Below are 15,751 nucleotides of genomic sequence, written 5' to 3'. Positions count from 1 at the left end.
CCTGGGCCGATCAAGAGGATATGCGACTCTTGTACTGTGGGATTGTCGTCATAGCGACATTGGCAGGATTAAACCGGACGTTCCAGGCAAAAAAAGGCCCCGCATGTGGGCGAGGCCTGTTCCACTCAAGTCAATTGAAACTTACCAACCGTGCCGGTAGTAGCCGTGGGGAGGGCCGTAGTAGCCGCGAGGCGGGCCATAATAGCCACGGGGAGGCCCGTAGTAGACCGGCGCCGGGCGATAGTAAACCTGCTGCTGCACGTACACCGGTGGTGGCGGCGCGTAATAGACCGGCGGTGGGGCGGCATACACTGGCTGCGGTTGCACATACACCGGCTGTTGCACATAGACCTCACGAGGCTGGCTGGCAACCACGGAGCCGACGACTGCCGCGCCCACAAGTGCACCCAACACTGCCGGGCCACCCCAACCACCACCGTGGGCGGAGGCTTGGCCGGCCATCGCAAGTGCGCCGATAAGCAAGGCGATTCTGGGGATTTTACGCATCATGGTCATTCCTCGGTTAGCCCCTGCGCTTGTGGTCTGCAATCAATAGACCCAAGGATTGTCGCGGGGATACTTTTAAGACAACGTATTTCAAAAAAACAGCACGGCCAGTAGGTAAAGGTTGTGTAAGGTCTGTACCGATTTGCTTACTTCAAGGAGTTACCCATGCAGATGCATCCCAACAAGGACACCCAGCTGTGCATGTCGCTGTCGGCGCGCCCTGGGAACTTTGGCCTGCGTTTTCATAACCATCTGTATGAACAGCTGGGGCTGAATTTCTACTATAAAGCCTTCAGCAGCCAGGATTTAGCCGGCGCGATCGGTGGCATCCGAGCCTTGGGCGTGCGGGGTTGTGGGGTTTCCATGCCGTTCAAGGAGGCGGCCATCGCGCTGGTGGACGAACTCGACGATTCGGTTCAAGCCATTGACTCGCTGAACACCATCGTCAACACCAACGGTCATCTCAAGGCTTACAACACCGATTACATTGCTGTCGAGCAACTGCTGAAGAAGCACGCCGTGCCGAAAGATTCCACCTTCGCCCTGCGTGGCAGCGGCGGCATGGCCAAGGCGGTGGCCAGCGCCTTGCGTGATGGCGGTTATGCCAACGGTGTGATCGTAGCGCGCAATGAGGTGGCGGGCCGGGCATTGGCCAGCAACCTGGGGTATGAGTGGCAGGCGGACCTGGGCGACCTGCGTCCACAAATGCTGATCAATGTGACGCCCATTGGTATGACAGGCGGGGCCGAGGCGGATGCATTGGCGTTCGATGCCGACGCGATTGATCAGGCAGAAACTGTTTTTGATGTGGTGGCAATTCCGGCTGAAACACCTTTGATCGTGCGTGGCCGTGCCAAGGGCAAGCGGGTGATTACCGGGTTGGAGGTCATCGCGATCCAGGCATTGGAGCAGTTTGTGCTTTATACAGGCGTGCGCCCGACTCAGGAGCAGTTCGAGGCGGCAGTGGCCTTCGCTCGAAGCTAACGGTGGGAGGGGGCAAGCCCTAATGCCTGTAGGAGCGAGCTTGCTCGCGAAAAAACCATACTCGGCGCGTTTATTCAGGAAACACGCGTTACTGTTGACGTTTTTCGCGAGCAAGCTCGCTCCTACAGATTATTATCTGTGTCAGGTCTGCTCCAACTGCGCCAGCCGTTCTTCCAGTGCGGCAATCCGCGCTTCCAGCTCTTCGATCCGTTCCACCGAAACAGCCCCCGCGCTACGCTCTACTGGATTGCCTCGCGCGGTCATGATCGCTTCAATATCCGCCGGATCCCCCAGCGCGTGGGTATACCGATCTTCCCGCTGGCCCGCCTGGCGCGGCACCAATACCGCCAACCCTCGGGCAATCAGGCGTTCCAGCTGGTGAACGACCTGCTCGGCATCTTCAAAGTCATGCATACGCCCGCTACGGGTCAGCAACTCGTTGACCGTCTGCGGCCCCCGCAGAAACAGCAACCCGGTCAAGATCACTTGGGCCGGCACCAGTTCCAACGCCTTGTCCACACGGTGTTCCCAGCGGTCTGCACGGCTACCCATCACCAGGCGGGTAAAGCCTTGGCCCTCCAGCGCGCGCAGGCTTTGGCCGACCTGGCCCTGGCTGAGGTTCATCACTGGCTCACGGCTGGTTTTCTGATTGCAGGCCAGCACTAGGGCGTTGAGTGTCAGGGGATAGGTTTCGGGGTGGGTCGCCTGTTTTTCGATCAGGCAGCCGAGGATGCGGATTTCCGTGCTGTTCAGGCGCGGCTCAGGGGTGTCGGTGTCATGTTCGGCGGTCATCGCGCGTTCCCTATGCAGTGAAGGTCACCAGCGTAATCCTCAAAAAATAAAAGACAAGCGCCAGGCATGGCTATAATCGCCGCTGGTTCCAACCCTGCCATTATCGTGAGACTGACATGACTATTTCCCTGTACGCCGCTTCTATCCCAGTCTTCAAGCAAATGCTCAACGCATTGAGCGATGTGCTGAACAAAGCCGAAGCCCACGCTACTGCAAAGAACATCGAGCCCAATGCCCTGCTGCAAGCGCGCCTGTTCCCGGATATGTTCCCACTGGTGCGCCAGGTACAGATCGCCGTCGACTTCGCCAAAGGCGTGTCGGCACGCCTGGCCGAAATCGAAGTGCCCAAGTACGAAGACACTGAAGTCACCTTCGCCGACCTGCAAGCGTTGATCGCCAAGGTCCTGGCGTTTGTCGACACCATCAAGCCCGAGCAGATTGACGGCAAGGAAGGTATCGAGATCGTCACCCGCCCAGGCACCCCGAAAGAGAAGCGCTTCAGCGGCCAGTCCTACCTGTTGACCTACGGCCTGCCGCAGTTCTTCTTCCACGTCACCACCGCTTACGCTCTGCTGCGTCATAACGGTGTGGAAGTGGGCAAGCGCGATTACATGGGCGCGTTCTAAACCGGCAAGCATAAAAAAGCCCGGTGTCGTTCGTTAATGAACGGCACCGGGCTTTTTTTGCGAGGCTGTTTAAGCTGCCTGTTCTTCCTTGCCCAGGCAGGCCGCCGCTGTAAACAACACATCGGTAGACGAATTCAGCGCCGTTTCCGCCGAATCCTGCAATACGCCGATGATGAAACCGACGGCCACCACCTGCATGGCGATTTCACTTGGAATGCCGAACAGGCTGCACGCCAGTGGAATCAGCAGCAGCGAGCCGCCTGCCACTCCTGATGCACCACAGGCACAAATCGCGGCGACCACGCTCAACAGAACGGCGGTCGGCAGGTCCACGGCAATCCCGAGGGTGTGCACGGCCGCCAGGGTCAGCACGGTGATGGTGATTGCCGCACCGGCCATATTAATGGTGGCACCGAGCGGGATCGACACCGAATAGGTGTCTTCATGCAGGCCCAGGCGCTTGCTCAACGCCAGGTTGACCGGAATGTTGGCCGCCGAGCTGCGGGTGAAAAATGCAGTGATGCCGCTTTCACGCAGGCACATCAGCACCAGCGGGTAAGGGTTGCGGCGCAGTTTCCAGAACACGATGGCAGGGTTGATCACCAGCGCCACGAACACCATGCAGCCGATCAACACCACCAGCAGGTGCGCATAGCCGAGCAGGGCGCCGAAACCGGAGGTGGTCAGGGTCGAGGCCACCAGGCCGAAGATGCCCAGCGGGGCGAAGCGGATGACTACGCGTACGATCAGGGTCACGCCGTTGGACAGGTCGTCCAGCACCGTGCGGGTGGTTTCACCGGCATGGCGAATGGCGACACCCATGCCGATGGCCCAGGCCAGGATACCGATGAAGTTGGCATTCATCAGTGCGCTGACCGGGTTATCCACCACGCTGAGCAACAGGCTTTGCAGCACCTCGCCAATGCCGCCGGGAGCGCTCACCGTGGCGTCATGGGTGGCCAGTACCAGAGAGGAGGGGAACAACGTGCTGGCGACCACTGCGACCACGGCGGCGGAAAAGGTGCCGAGCAGGTACAGGAACAGGATCGGGCGGATATGGGTTTCCTGGCCATGCTTATGGTTGGCAATCGAGGCCATGACCAGCACAAACACCAGGATCGGCGCAACGGCCTTCAGCGCCGTGACAAACACCTTGCCGATAAAGCCCGTGGCGCGTGCGGCCTCGGGGAACAGCAAGGCCAGCACGATCCCGGCGATCAGGCCGATGACAATTTGGGTGACCAGGCTGACGCGCATTAAACGTTGCAACAGGGAAGGGGCAGCAGTCATAAAGAGTTGTCTCTAGTTTTTTTAGTAGGGCACAGCATTGCAGGCAGAAAGTACTGTAGGAAGCAGGCGCGAAGTCTAGCATGCTGTAGGACGCGTCTCGTTCGCTGCGGCATTCCGTCACCCGTTTACGTCGGATTTGGTCAAGTCCCGACATGTTCTGTTAAGATTCACCCCTCTCATCTTTCCTCTCTATCAGCGAGCCCTTCGGGCTGTCGTTGATGTCGCTGTTTCTGGAGTTTGCATGTTGTTCCCTATCTTGCTGCTGTCGGCAGCCGGTTTTACCGTGCTGACCACAGAATTCGTGATCGTCGGCTTGTTGCCCTCGATCGCCCGGGACCTGAATGTCAGTGTGTCCCAGGCCGGGCTGCTGGTGACGCTCTTCGCGTTTACCGTGGCGGCGTTCGGCCCCTTCCTGACCGCCTACTGCGCGCGGTTCCAGCGCAAGCGTCTGTTTATCAGCATCCTGATCATGTTTGCGGTGGCCAATACCGTGGCGGCATTGGCGCCCAATATTTGGATAATGTCCCTGGCTCGCTTGATTCCGGCGTTGGGCTTGCCGGTGTTTTGGGCCTTGGCCAGCGAAACGGCGGTGGACATTGTCGGCCCTGAATTCGCCGGGCGTGCCATTGAAAAAATCGGCTTCGGCATCGTCTGCGCCACCGTGTTCGGGATTCCGGTAGGCACGCTGATTGCCGATATGTTCGGTTGGCGCACCGCCTTTGCAGTGCTTGCGGTGATTGCCCTGGCCAAAGCGTTATTGCTGTTCATTTACCTGCCGGTGACCCAGGCAAAGAACGAGCAAGTCACCTTGCGCTCGCAATTCAAGATCCTGCGCAGCCCGGTGATGCAGGGCCACATCCTGCTGTCGATCCTGGTCTTCAGCGGCATGTTCACCGCCTATACCTACCTGGCGGATATCCTTGAGCGCTTGGCAGGGTTCGACGGCACGCTGGTGGGGTGGTGCCTGATGGGCTTCGGCGCGGTCGGGCTGATCGGCAATTCCCTCGGCGGGCGCGCGGTGGATCGTCACCCCTTGATTGCGTCCATAGTGTTCTGCGGGTTTATGATCGCGGGCATGGTGGCAGTGGTGCCGGCGATTCATTCCACCATTGGCCTGGCGGCAGCGATGGCGGTATGGGGCGTGACCCAGGCGGCGATGTTCCTGGTCAGCCATGTGCGATTGATGAAGGCGGCGCCCCACGCGCCGGCGTTTGCCGCCTCGCTGAATATCGCCGGGGCCAATCTCGGCATTGGCCTGGGTGCAATGGTGGGTGGGCATGTGATTGACACCCTGGGCCTGGGCAGCCTGGGCTTTGCCGCCTCAGGGTTCATCCTGGTGTCGATCCTGCTCGCACTGTGGCTGATGAGCGCCAAACCTCGCGCGGCCAGCGCCTGATCAAAGGGGGCGCGCAGTTTTTTCAGGGCAGGGCGGTAAACAACTCGCGTCTTGCCCCTTCGGTAATCGCCACGATGCCGGGGTGCTTGACCTTGCGCTCCACCGAGATCGCATAGAACGACTCGGTCACCGCGTCGGTCTGGCCGATCAGCGCCACGCCGTATTGGCGCACCACCTCATCGGCAATCACGCTGGGGGCGATGAAGATTCCGCTGCCGGATTGCCCAAACGCTTGCATCAACGCACTGTCGTCGAATTCACCGATGATCCGCGGTTGAATCTGCTGCTCGGCAAACCAGCGCTGCAACCGGCTGCGCACTACGGTCTCTGCCCCCGGAATCAATAATGGTGCACCGTGCAAACACTGCGGGAAATCGCCGCCATGCTGGTCAGCCAACGCCTGGGTGGCGAAAAAACTGATGCCGCATTCCCCCAGTTTCTGGCTGTAGCCCTTGATGTCCAGATGGCTCGGCATCGGGCTGTCGGAAATCACCAGGTCCAGGCGCTGGATCGCCAGGTCGGCGAGTAAACGTTCGAGTTTGTCTTCGCGGCAGGTGATGCGCAGCGGTTCGCTCAGCTCCATGGTGGGGGCGATCAGGCGGTAGACGATGGATTTTGGCACCACATCCGCCACGCCGACCCTGAACGGGATCTGTTGCTCATCGGGCTGAGCGCGCAACATCGTCTCAAGTTCGTTGCCCGTCTGGAACATCTGCTCGGCATAGGGCAGCGCCTGGCGCCCGGCTTCGGTCAGCTCAAGCTGGCGCCCCACCCGCTGAAACAGAGCAATGCCAAAGGTTTGCTCCAGTAGGCTGATCTGCCCGCTGATGGTCTGGGGCGTGAGGTTCAGCTGTTCGCAGGCACGCACGATGCTCCCAGTCTTGGCCACCACCCAGAAGTAATGCAGTTGTCGATAATTGAGCATCGCGGTCTACACTTCGTAAAAATCGAAGTATACGCGAGAAAAATACGAATTTTCCTGAACTGTTCACCTGCATAGAATGCATCGCTATCGCGGGGCCACTATTTGGACCCAATGGTTCTAATGAGGAATACAGCATGAAACTCAATTCCCTGGGCGCGGCGTCGCTGCTTGCGCTTTCATTGGTGATGATCGGCGGTTGTGATCAGGTCGAGAAAAGCGCGCAGCAAGTGTTGGGCAAAGCCAGCGAATCGGCCAAGCAAGCGATCGATGACACCCAGAAGGCTGCCGAGCAGGCATTGAGTGAAGCGACCCAGGGCTTGATCAATCCGCAGAAGAAAGATGATCAGGAAGAAAAAGACGCTGAATCGAACACGCAAGAAACCTAATTTCCAAGCACTACCACGTCAGGACTGACCTATGGATTACCTTTTACAACTGGCCGCCAGCCCCACCGCCTGGGTCGCACTGGCTACCTTGATCGTCATGGAAATCGTGCTGGGCATCGATAACCTGATCTTTATCTCGATCCTCACCAACAAACTACCCGAGCAGCACCGGGCCAAGGCGCGGCGCATCGGTATCAGCATGGCGCTGGTATTGCGCCTGGGCCTGTTGAGCACCATCGCCTTCATCGTGCAGTTGACGGCGCCGGTGTTTGAAGTGTTCGGCCAGGCGTTCTCCTGGAAGGACATGATCCTGATCGCCGGTGGCCTGTTCCTGGTGTGGAAGGCAACCACCGAAATCCATCACAGCATGGACCCGGAGCCTGAAGAGAAAGCAACGGTTGGCAACACCGTGGCCATCGGCTTCGCGGCGGCCATCGGGCAGATCCTGTTGCTCGACCTGGTGTTCTCCATCGACAGCATCATCACGGCCGTGGGCATGACCGAGCACTTGCCGATCATGATCATTGCCGTAGTGACCTCGGTGATTGTGATGCTGGTGGCGGCCGAACCGTTGGCCAAGTTCATCAATGACAACCCGACCGTGGTGATGCTGGCCCTGGGCTTTTTGATCATGATCGGCATGACGCTGATCGCCGAAGGCTTCGGCGCCCACGTGCCAAAAGGCTACGTGTATGCGGCCATGGCGTTCTCGGCGGCTATCGAATGCCTGAACATCGCACGGCGTAATCGCCACAAGCGTTTGCTCGCTGCCCGCGAGTAACCGCTGACCCAAAAGGCCGGCTGCGCTCACAAGAGCCCAGCCGGCCTTTTGCTGTCTGTTAGAATCGGCCCACTTGATAGCTTGAGGTCTTCCATGAACGAGCCGATTCGCCTTACCCAGTACAGCCACGGTGCGGGTTGCGGCTGCAAGATTTCGCCCCAGGTGTTGGAGGTGATCCTTGCCGGCAGCGGCGCACAGAACCTGGACCCCAACCTGTGGGTGGGCAACGCTTCACGCGATGATGCGGCGGTATACGCCATTGACGACGAGCGCGGCGTGGTCTCCACCACGGACTTTTTCATGCCGATAGTCGACGATCCCTTCGACTTCGGCCGCATCGCTGCCACCAATGCCATCAGCGACATTTATGCCATGGGCGGCGACCCCTTGATGGCCATCGCTATTCTTGGCTGGCCGGTCAACGTGCTGGCGCCGGAGATTGCCCGCGAAGTCATCCGCGGGGGCCGTTCGGTGTGCGACGCTGCCGGTATCCCGCTGGCGGGTGGGCATTCCATTGACGCCCCGGAGCCGATCTTTGGCCTGGCCGTTACCGGGATCGTGCAAAAGCGCCACATGAAGCGCAACGACACTGCCACTGCCGGCTGCAAGCTGTACCTGACCAAGCCTTTGGGCATCGGTATCCTCACCACCGCCGAAAAGAAGGGCAAGTTGCGCGAGGCCGACGTCGGCCTGGCCCGTGACTGGATGTGCACCCTCAACAAGCCTGGCAGCCGTTTCGGCAAGTTGGCCGGTGTCACTGCGATGACAGACGTTACCGGTTTCGGCCTGCTCGGCCACTTGGTGGAAATGGCTGACGGCAGTGGCCTGACGGCCCGCATCGAGTATGCAAAAGTCCCACGTCTGCCAGGGGTTGAGTACTACCTGGACCAGGGCTGCGTGCCGGGCGGCACCTTGCGCAACTTCGAGAGCTACGCCAGCAAGCTCGGGCGCGTGCAGGAGTTGCACAAGCGCGTACTGTGCGACCCACAGACCAGCGGTGGCCTGCTGATCGCCGTCACCCCCGAAGGCGATAGCGAGTTTCACGCGGTAGCCGCCGAACTGGGCCTGAACCTTGAGCCAATCGGCGAACTGCTTGAGCGACAGACCAACGCGGTAGAGGTGATTTGATGGCAACTGACATCACCGATTACCGCGACATCTTCCTCAATGACCGGCCGATGATGGATACCCGCGCGCCGGTCGAATTCGTCAAGGGCGCGTTCCCCGGCGTGGTCAACCTGCCGCTGATGACCGACGACGAGCGCCAGCGGGTGGGCACCTGTTACAAGCAGCAAGGCCAGCAAGCTGCAATCGTCCTGGGCCATGAGCTGGTCTCTGGATCGATCAAGGCCGAGCGCATCGAGCAATGGGCGCAGTTTGCCCAGGCTAATCCGGATGGCTACCTGTACTGCTTTCGTGGTGGGCTGCGTTCGCAGATCGTGCAGCAATGGTTGAAAACCGAAGCGGGCATCGAGTATCCGCGTGTCGGCGGTGGCTACAAGGCAATGCGTACGTTCCTGCTGGAGACCCTGGAACAGACGACCGCTGAATGCGATTTCGTGCTGCTTGGCGGTATGACCGGTACCGGCAAGACCGAGGTATTGGGTCAACTGCGTAACGCCCTGGACCTGGAGGGCCATGCCAACCATCGGGGTTCCAGCTTCGGCAAGCGTGCCACCGCGCAACCGTCCAATATCGACTTCGAGAACCGCCTGGCCGTGGACCTGTTGAAGAAACGCGCAGCGGGCATTGGCCAGTTCGTGGTCGAGGACGAGAGCCGCATGATCGGCAGCTGTGCGCTGCCACTGCCATTGCACAAGGGGATGCAGACGTTTCCAATGGTGTGGCTGGAAGACAGCGTTGAGGGCCGCGTCGAGCGCATCCTGAAGGATTACGTGGTCGACCTGTGCGCCGAGTTCATTGACGTGTTTGGTGAACGCGGCCAGCTATTATTTGCCGAGCGCCTGACCCAAAGCCTGGTCAATATTCACAAGCGTCTGGGCGGCGAACGTTTCCAGCGGCTGCAGGCGATTTTGCAGGACGCCCTGGCGGAACAGGCGCGCAGCGGTGCAGTGGACCTGCACCGCGTGTGGATCGAAGGCTTGTTGCGCGAGTATTACGACCCGATGTATGCGTTCCAGCGCGAGAGCAAAGGCGCTCGGATCGAGTTTGCCGGGGAGCAAGGGGCGGTGGTGGAATATTTGCGTGAACGGGCAGCTCGGGTGGGGTGATCTTTCGGACGCCATCGCAGGCAAGCCAGCTCCCACCTTTTGAAGTGTGAATACATACAAAGGCGGGAGCTGGCTTGCCTGCGATGAGGCCATCAGCCCCACTGAAAATCTAAAGAATCACCGCCCCAATCAACCCACACACCACCCCCACCAGCATGGTCAACCCGGCCACCGTCACCAGTACCCGTGCATCGAAATCCTTGCGCAGCATCAGCAGCGACGGCAGGCTCACGCTCGGCAGGGTCATCAGCAGGGCAACGGCCGGGCCGGTGCCCATGCCCAGGGTCATCATGGTTTGTACGATGGGTATTTCTGCCGCTGTAGGAATCACGAATAACGTACCGACGATCGCCAGCGGCACCAGCCACACCAGGCTGTTGGCCATCGCCCCGTCCACATGGGGGAACAGCCACACCCTTGCTGCACCGAGGATCAATACCGCCAGAATGTACACCGGGATGGTGCTCCAGAACAGTTGCCACAAGGTGCGCAACCAACGGCTCAGGAAGGGTTGCGACTCCAGGGTGCTTACTTCGGCGACAGCCTCCAGCGCCGCTTCCGGCACTTGATCAGGGCGCGCGATACGCTGCGCTACCAGAGACACCCCCACCACCAACACAATCCCGGCCACCAGCCGCAGCGCGGTAAAGTCCCAGCCCAGCACAAACCCCATGAACACCAGCGTGGCCGGGTTCAACACCGGGTTGGCAATCCAGAACGCCAGCGCCGCGCCCACCGACACCTGCTGACGGCGCATGCCCGCCGCCACTGGCGCTGCACAGCAACTGCACATCATTCCCGGCAAGGCAAATAGCCCGCCGCGCAGGGTCGAGCCCAGCCCGGCGCGGCCAAACAGGCGCAGCAGCCAGTCGCGAGGGATCAGTACTTGCAGTAATGAACCGAGGATCACCGCCAGCACTGCGGCTTTCCAGATCGCCAGGAAATACACTTGGGCGTAGGCCAGCGCCGCTGTCAGGGGCGAGCTTTGCTGGTCATTGAGAATCGAGGCGCCAATGCTGTGGTTGTCCGCCGCTACAAACGCCTTGAGGTAGTAGGGCGACCATTTCACATAGTAGAGGCCGATGCAGGCCACCAGCAGAAACAGGGCAGGCTTGTACCAGAACGACCAGCCCCGATTGGGCTGGGAGGACGCGAGGTTGGACATGAAGAGGATCCGCAGGTGAGTCGATAGCCGGGCATCATACGCCCCTGCGGCTCACGCTTCAGATATCTGCACTAACCTGGGTCGGATCCGGGCAGGTTTCATCGCCGTTATTCAGCCCCTGCTTATAGTTGCGACTGAGCAGCGAGGCCTTGCCGTTGTGCCAGGTCAGCGTCAATACGTACAGGGAGTCATAGTCATTGCCAGACCAGTCATCGGTGAGGGTGTGCTTTTCGCCGGACGCTTCGCTGGCGACTTTGTTGATCAGCTCCGGCAGGTAACCATGGGACCAGGCCGTGTAGATCGTCGCGTTGCGGTACTTGTCCTCGACCAGTTCTTCGGCCAGGGCGCTGGTGTCATTCGCTGAGAATTCGATGTTCACCGGTAGGCCAAGCTTGATCGCGCTGGGGCTGATGGTAATCAGTGGGCGAATGTAGCTGTAGGAATTGTCCAGTTCACCTTCCTCGACATTGCGTGTCGGGTTGGCGGCAAACACGTAGTTGGCCTTGCCAAACTTCTCCGGCAGGACAGTAGCCAGGTTCATGGCACGGTTCAGGCCCTGGCAATTGAGCTGGCCCAGGCCACCGGCCGGTTTTTCGCCGTGGCGCAGGAATACCAGGGTTTGCACGCCGTCCACGGGTTGGGCACGGCTTTCACGGGCGTCTAGAGCGGTGACGATGGCCGCGCTGACCAGCAGCAGCGGCAACATCATGTATGAATAACGTTTGAATCGTTGCACAAGGCGCAGAGGCTTGATCTTCATTATAGGTTCGAGTCTTCGTGCGTCGGGTTAAGGCGGACAGGCCCGGCCCCAGTGACGCGGCAAGCGTCCTGCGGTATTCCCTGTCGATATAGCAAGGTGCCTCCATTCACCCTTCGGGCGCTCTTAAGAGTGCAATCGGGCGTTTTGGTTCGCCCAGAGGGGATACTAGTGGGCAAATGTTGCGCAACGATGACCCATGCACGGTGGCGGGCAGATGACTATCATGAGGGCTTTCCGTCCAGGGGGTTCTCGATGAACGCACTCGCCGCTTTCCCGATCAACAGCAAATGGCCTGCCCAGCACCCGGATCGCCTGCAGTTGTATTCGTTGCCCACGCCCAACGGCGTCAAGGTGTCGATCATGCTCGAAGAACTGGGGCTGCCCTATGAAGCGCACAAGGTCAGTTTCGACACTCAGGACCAGATGTCCCCGGAGTTCATGTCCCTGAACCCCAACAACAAGATCCCCGCGATCATTGATCCTAACGGCCCGAGCGGGCAGCCGCTGGCGCTGTTCGAGTCCGGCGCGATCCTGATCTACCTGGCGGAAAAGACCAGCCAGTTGCTTTCCGAAGACCCGGCCACCCGCTATGAAACTCTGCAGTGGCTGATGTTCCAGATGGCCGGGATCGGCCCGATGTTCGGCCAGGTGGGGTTCTTCAACAAGTTCGCCGGCAAGGCTTATGAAGACAAGCGCCCGCGTGACCGCTACGCCGCTGAAGCCCGGCGCTTGCTGGGCGTTCTGGAAAAACGCCTGCTGGGCCGCACCTGGATCATGGGGGACGAGTACAGCATTGCCGACATCGCCACTTTCCCCTGGATTCGCAACCTGATCGGTTTCTACGAATCCGGCGACCTGGTGGGCATTGCCGATTTCCCTAACGTACTGCGCGCATTGGACGGCTTTGTCGCACGTCCGGCGGTCATCCGTGGCCTGAATATTCCGAGCTGAATCATGCCGACTTTCGAGTTCCAACAACTGGATGTATTCAGCCGCGTACCGCTTAAAGGTAACCCGTTGGCCGTGGTGCTCGGCGCCGATAGCCTCACTGACCAGCAGATGGCCGACTTTGCCAACTGGACCAATCTCAGCGAAACTACGTTTTTGCTGACACCCAGGGATCCACGGGCCGACTACCGTGTACGCATTTTCACCACCCTCACGGAACTGCCGTTTGCCGGCCACCCGACGTTGGGCAGTTGCCACGCCTGGTTGCAGGCCGGTGGCGTACCCCGAGGCGAGGAGATTGTTCAGGAGTGCGAAATCGGTCTGGTGCGCATCCGCCGCCAAGGTGACGAACTGGCGTTTATCGCGCCGCCGTTGTTGCGTGCAGGGGCCGTGGAGGCGCCGTTGCTGGAACGCGTGCGTCTGGCATTGAAGCTGGCGCCCGAGGCGATTGCGCGCAGTCAGTGGGTCGACAATGGCGCGGGGTGGCTGGCGGTGATGCTGGCTGATCGTGACGCGGTGCTAGCGTTGCAACCGGACTATGCGCAACTGCAGGGCCTGGCCGTGGGGGTGATCGCTCCCTGTGATCCGGTGCGTGACGCGGTAGACGCGCAATTTGAAGTGCGCGCCTTTATCGCTGGCGACGGCGCCCCTGAAGACCCGGCCACCGGCAGTTTGAACGCAGGTGTTGCCCAATGGCTGCTCGCCGAGGGCTTGGCGCCCAGCCGTTATGTGGTCAGCCAGGGCACGGCGATGGGGCGAGCAGGGCGTATTCACATCGAGCGCCAGGGCGATGAGGTGTGGGTCGGCGGCGCCGTAGCGCTGTGTATCCAAGGGCAGCTACAGCTCTAGATCAATAAATTGTTACGCGCCTGGCAATACACTATTGGCCCCTTGGCATTTGTGTTGCCGGGACTTGGGGGCATAAGCTTTGGCCCCAAAGATTTCAGCCATTTTTCAGGAAAGCCATGACCAGTCAGTTCCCCCAAGCCCGCCCACGCCGCCTGCGCCGCTCCCCGCAACTGCGTGGCTTGTTCCAGGAAAGCGAATTCACCCTTAACGATCTGGTGTTGCCGATCTTCGTTGAAGAAGAAATTGACGATTTCGTGCCGATTACCAGTATGCCGGGCGTGCTGCGTATCCCGGAGAAGAAACTGGCTGGCGAGATCGAGCGTTACGCCCGTGCCGGCATCAAGTCGGTGATGACCTTCGGCGTATCCCACCACCTCGACGCCAACGGCAGCGATACCTGGAAAGAGCGCGGCCTGGTTTCGCGCATGTCCTCGATCATCAAGGACGCAGTGCCGGAAATGATTGTGATGTCTGACACCTGCTTCTGCGAATACACCGACCACGGCCATTGCGGCGTGATGCACGGTGCCCATGTCGACAACGACGCAACCCTGGTCAACCTCGGCAAACAAGCTGTGGCCGCTGCCCACGCCGGCGCCGACGTGATCGCTCCGTCCGCCGCCATGGACGGCCAGGTCCAGGCCATCCGCCGTGCCCTCGACGACGCCGGTTTCACCCACATCCCGATCATGGCCTACTCGACCAAATTCGCCTCGGCCCTTTACGGCCCGTTCCGCGAAGCGGGCGGCAGCGCCCTCAAGGGCGACCGCAAAAGCTACCAGATGAACCCGATGAACCGCCGCGAAGCCGTGCGCGAATCGCTGCTGGACGAACAGGAAGGTGCCGATGCGCTGATGGTCAAGCCAGCCGGGGCTTACCTCGACATCATCCGCGACATCCGCGAGGCTTCACGCCTGCCGGTCGCGGCGTATCAGGTGAGCGGTGAGTACGCGATGATCAAGTTTGGCGCCCAGGCGGGGGCGATTGATGAGGATCGAGTGGTGCGCGAGACGTTGGGGTCGATCAAGCGGGCGGGGGCGGATTTGATCTTTACCTACTTTGCGATGGATTTGGCGTTGGCGGGGATTTAAGGGCGTCGCTGAACCTGTGGCGAGCGAGCTTGCTCGCGTGGGGCTGCATAGCGGCCCCATAACTTGATAAGAAGATTATTTGATGGCGTTTTTTAATACCAAAGCAACATGGGTTAACCACGTTTTTCCATCACTCCATTCGTTAGGGTAGTAGTAATAGCACCCGATGTCAGAGAGTAAGAAATCTTGAAGCTCTTGCTCGCTTTTTTTGGAGGATGATAATTTTTCTAGTTCTAGTAATACAGTGGCTATCGTATCTTCAGTGGATTCAGATATATAGAAATCAATTACGTCGTTTGCGCTTTTGTGATCATCAACCCAATCTTGATTGAAGTACCCAGCAAGAAATTGCTGTAGCTCGGGGTAGTCTTTATTCATGGGTTTGGAAAGCCTGTGTGAATTCGATATCCAGTATGCATTTTTTGGTCTCTGCGAATAATTAAGTAGATTTCTTTTCCGGGTACAGATGTCGTAGTGTTTTTTCTAAAACTTGTGCCTATTGGCTCTTGGGATGGTTGAGTGATGACTATCTGCTGGTTGTTTCCTTGTAGGAAGTCTTTGATTTTGTCTTGATTGTTATCCAATACCTTTGAAACGGCGAGTTCAGCTGTTGCGCGATCATGAAAAGTAGAGGCTGCCGGGATATGTGGTTCCCGCCTCAAGCGGTCAAGCAATTGTTGATCCGTTCTACCGACATGCTTTTCCATAAGATGTCCTCCTGCCGCCTCATGTGCGGCTAAACCTCCTCCTGGAACGATTGCGCTATAAGGCCCTTCAGGGCAGCTTGTTTTTTTACAGCTTAGTCCCCGCGGATCCACCCACCCCGTGGGATTGGGTACGTACTGATACCCATTGACCCCACCCGCCAGCTTCACCGGATCCGGCGTCAGGTAACGTCCAATATCCGGATTGTAGTAGCGATGGCGGTTGTAGTGCAGCCCGCTTTCCTGGTCGAAATACTGCCCCTGAAAACGCAGCGGATTGTCGATCTTGCCTACGTCGAGCCGGGCGATCTGGCCG

The 15,751-nt window shown here is 59.4% G+C and carries 18 protein-coding genes; 10 read left to right on the top strand and 8 right to left on the bottom strand.

The genetic code is table 11. The features are described from left to right. Window positions 1-141 precede the first annotated feature (141 nt). Window positions 142-516: a hypothetical protein gene (locus tag FW800_RS24620; RefSeq protein ID WP_078820851.1), complete on the bottom strand. Its 375-nt coding sequence runs from the start codon at window positions 514-516 to the stop codon at window positions 142-144. A 156-nt stretch (window positions 517-672) separates the two neighbouring features. Here FW800_RS24620 and FW800_RS24615 point away from each other — a divergent pair, with 156 nt between their 5' ends. Beyond that, window positions 673-1,491: a shikimate 5-dehydrogenase gene (locus FW800_RS24615; protein ID WP_103735439.1), complete on the top strand. Its 819-nt coding sequence runs from the start codon at window positions 673-675 to the stop codon at window positions 1,489-1,491. Window positions 1,492-1,632: 141 nt separating this feature from the next. Here the strand turns inward: FW800_RS24615 and FW800_RS24610 are convergent, their stop codons facing one another. Then, window positions 1,633-2,283, bottom strand: coding sequence for a YceH family protein (locus FW800_RS24610; protein WP_005786887.1), 651 nt, complete (start codon window positions 2,281-2,283; stop codon window positions 1,633-1,635). Window positions 2,284-2,399: 116 nt separating this feature from the next. Here FW800_RS24610 and FW800_RS24605 point away from each other — a divergent pair, with 116 nt between their 5' ends. Next, window positions 2,400-2,909, top strand: a complete 510-nt coding sequence (locus FW800_RS24605; protein ID WP_005786889.1) for a DUF1993 domain-containing protein — start codon at window positions 2,400-2,402, stop codon at window positions 2,907-2,909. A 69-nt stretch (window positions 2,910-2,978) separates the two neighbouring features. Here the strand turns inward: FW800_RS24605 and sstT are convergent, their stop codons facing one another. Continuing rightward, window positions 2,979-4,199: a serine/threonine transporter SstT gene (gene sstT, locus FW800_RS24600; protein WP_446438640.1), complete on the bottom strand. Its 1,221-nt coding sequence runs from the start codon at window positions 4,197-4,199 to the stop codon at window positions 2,979-2,981. Window positions 4,200-4,440: 241 nt separating this feature from the next. On the opposite strand from sstT, the gene FW800_RS24595 reads away from it, so the two are divergent. Next, window positions 4,441-5,595: an MFS transporter gene (locus FW800_RS24595; RefSeq protein WP_216091021.1), complete on the top strand. Its 1,155-nt coding sequence runs from the start codon at window positions 4,441-4,443 to the stop codon at window positions 5,593-5,595. A gap of 22 nt (window positions 5,596-5,617) precedes the next feature. Here the strand turns inward: FW800_RS24595 and nhaR are convergent, their stop codons facing one another. Further along, entirely contained in the window at window positions 5,618-6,520 is a 903-nt protein-coding gene (gene nhaR / locus FW800_RS24590; protein WP_032876794.1) for a transcriptional activator NhaR, read from the bottom strand. A 134-nt stretch (window positions 6,521-6,654) separates the two neighbouring features. Here nhaR and FW800_RS24585 point away from each other — a divergent pair, with 134 nt between their 5' ends. The 4 genes from FW800_RS24585 (at window position 6,655) to mnmH (ending at window position 9,918) form a co-directional block, all read left to right on the top strand. Further along, entirely contained in the window at window positions 6,655-6,906 is a 252-nt protein-coding gene (locus FW800_RS24585) for a hypothetical protein (RefSeq protein WP_005786899.1), read from the top strand. A gap of 31 nt (window positions 6,907-6,937) precedes the next feature. Next, on the top strand, window positions 6,938-7,687 hold the full coding sequence (locus tag FW800_RS24580; protein WP_005786902.1) for a TerC family protein: 750 nt from the start codon (window positions 6,938-6,940) through the stop codon (window positions 7,685-7,687). A gap of 93 nt (window positions 7,688-7,780) precedes the next feature. After that, complete coding sequence (selD, locus tag FW800_RS24575) at window positions 7,781-8,815, top strand: selenide, water dikinase SelD (protein ID WP_032876791.1); 1,035 nt, start codon at window positions 7,781-7,783, stop codon at window positions 8,813-8,815. Then, window positions 8,815-9,918, top strand: a complete 1,104-nt coding sequence (gene mnmH, locus FW800_RS24570) for a tRNA 2-selenouridine(34) synthase MnmH (RefSeq protein ID WP_248131289.1) — start codon at window positions 8,815-8,817, stop codon at window positions 9,916-9,918. Before selD ends, mnmH begins: the two co-directional genes overlap by 1 nt. 109 nt (window positions 9,919-10,027) lie before the next feature. Here mnmH and FW800_RS24565 read toward each other — a convergent pair whose 3' ends face one another. Both FW800_RS24565 and FW800_RS24560 read right to left on the bottom strand, forming a co-directional pair. Continuing rightward, window positions 10,028-11,083 carry a permease gene (locus tag FW800_RS24565; protein ID WP_032876785.1) on the bottom strand — a complete coding sequence of 352 codons (1,056 nt, stop codon included), beginning with the start codon at window positions 11,081-11,083 and terminating at the stop codon, window positions 10,028-10,030. A 58-nt stretch (window positions 11,084-11,141) separates the two neighbouring features. Then, a complete protein-coding gene (locus FW800_RS24560; RefSeq protein ID WP_005786910.1) occupies window positions 11,142-11,843 on the bottom strand; it encodes a hypothetical protein in 702 nt (233 codons plus the stop codon). 252 nt (window positions 11,844-12,095) lie between these two features. Between FW800_RS24560 and FW800_RS24555 the strand changes: the two genes are divergently transcribed. The 3 genes from FW800_RS24555 to hemB all read left to right on the top strand — a co-directional run bounded on the left by FW800_RS24555 (window position 12,096) and on the right by hemB (window position 14,731). After that, a complete protein-coding gene (locus tag FW800_RS24555; protein ID WP_103735442.1) occupies window positions 12,096-12,794 on the top strand; it encodes a glutathione S-transferase N-terminal domain-containing protein in 699 nt (232 codons plus the stop codon). 3 nt (window positions 12,795-12,797) lie between these two features. Next, window positions 12,798-13,640 carry a PhzF family phenazine biosynthesis protein gene (locus FW800_RS24550; protein WP_446438639.1) on the top strand — a complete coding sequence of 281 codons (843 nt, stop codon included), beginning with the start codon at window positions 12,798-12,800 and terminating at the stop codon, window positions 13,638-13,640. Between the two features lie 116 nt (window positions 13,641-13,756). Beyond that, window positions 13,757-14,731, top strand: coding sequence for a porphobilinogen synthase (hemB, locus tag FW800_RS24545; protein ID WP_446438638.1), 975 nt, complete (start codon window positions 13,757-13,759; stop codon window positions 14,729-14,731). A gap of 75 nt (window positions 14,732-14,806) precedes the next feature. Here the strand turns inward: hemB and FW800_RS24540 are convergent, their stop codons facing one another. Both FW800_RS24540 and FW800_RS24535 read right to left on the bottom strand, forming a co-directional pair. After that, on the bottom strand, window positions 14,807-15,109 hold the full coding sequence (locus tag FW800_RS24540; RefSeq protein ID WP_446438637.1) for a contact-dependent growth inhibition system immunity protein: 303 nt from the start codon (window positions 15,107-15,109) through the stop codon (window positions 14,807-14,809). Continuing rightward, on the bottom strand, window positions 15,106-15,751 hold a 646-nt coding region (locus tag FW800_RS24535), incomplete at its 5' end, for an RNase A-like domain-containing protein (protein WP_446438636.1). The genes FW800_RS24540 and FW800_RS24535, both read right to left, overlap by 4 nt.

This window comes from Pseudomonas sp. 910_23 (assembly GCF_052850795.1).
This window is presented reverse-complemented; position numbering and strand designations above follow the sequence as displayed.

Excerpts from the sequence above, each read along its gene's own strand:
- FW800_RS24620 (WP_078820851.1), bottom strand. The coding sequence starts at position 516 with ATGACCATGATGCGTAAAATCCCCAGAATCGCCTTGCTTATCGGCGCA.
- FW800_RS24615 (WP_103735439.1), top strand. The coding sequence starts at position 673 with ATGCAGATGCATCCCAACAAGGACACCCAGCTGTGCATGTCGCTGTCG.
- FW800_RS24610 (WP_005786887.1), bottom strand. The coding sequence starts at position 2,283 with ATGACCGCCGAACATGACACCGACACCCCTGAGCCGCGCCTGAACAGC.
- FW800_RS24605 (WP_005786889.1), top strand. The coding sequence starts at position 2,400 with ATGACTATTTCCCTGTACGCCGCTTCTATCCCAGTCTTCAAGCAAATG.
- sstT (WP_446438640.1), bottom strand. The coding sequence starts at position 4,199 with ATGACTGCTGCCCCTTCCCTGTTGCAACGTTTAATGCGCGTCAGCCTG.
- FW800_RS24595 (WP_216091021.1), top strand. The coding sequence starts at position 4,441 with ATGTTGTTCCCTATCTTGCTGCTGTCGGCAGCCGGTTTTACCGTGCTG.
- nhaR (WP_032876794.1), bottom strand. The coding sequence starts at position 6,520 with ATGCTCAATTATCGACAACTGCATTACTTCTGGGTGGTGGCCAAGACT.
- FW800_RS24585 (WP_005786899.1), top strand. The coding sequence starts at position 6,655 with ATGAAACTCAATTCCCTGGGCGCGGCGTCGCTGCTTGCGCTTTCATTG.
- FW800_RS24580 (WP_005786902.1), top strand. The coding sequence starts at position 6,938 with ATGGATTACCTTTTACAACTGGCCGCCAGCCCCACCGCCTGGGTCGCA.
- selD (WP_032876791.1), top strand. The coding sequence starts at position 7,781 with ATGAACGAGCCGATTCGCCTTACCCAGTACAGCCACGGTGCGGGTTGC.
- mnmH (WP_248131289.1), top strand. The coding sequence starts at position 8,815 with ATGGCAACTGACATCACCGATTACCGCGACATCTTCCTCAATGACCGG.
- FW800_RS24565 (WP_032876785.1), bottom strand. The coding sequence starts at position 11,083 with ATGTCCAACCTCGCGTCCTCCCAGCCCAATCGGGGCTGGTCGTTCTGG.
- FW800_RS24560 (WP_005786910.1), bottom strand. The coding sequence starts at position 11,843 with ATGAAGATCAAGCCTCTGCGCCTTGTGCAACGATTCAAACGTTATTCA.
- FW800_RS24555 (WP_103735442.1), top strand. The coding sequence starts at position 12,096 with ATGAACGCACTCGCCGCTTTCCCGATCAACAGCAAATGGCCTGCCCAG.
- FW800_RS24550 (WP_446438639.1), top strand. The coding sequence starts at position 12,798 with ATGCCGACTTTCGAGTTCCAACAACTGGATGTATTCAGCCGCGTACCG.
- hemB (WP_446438638.1), top strand. The coding sequence starts at position 13,757 with ATGACCAGTCAGTTCCCCCAAGCCCGCCCACGCCGCCTGCGCCGCTCC.
- FW800_RS24540 (WP_446438637.1), bottom strand. The coding sequence starts at position 15,109 with ATGAATAAAGACTACCCCGAGCTACAGCAATTTCTTGCTGGGTACTTC.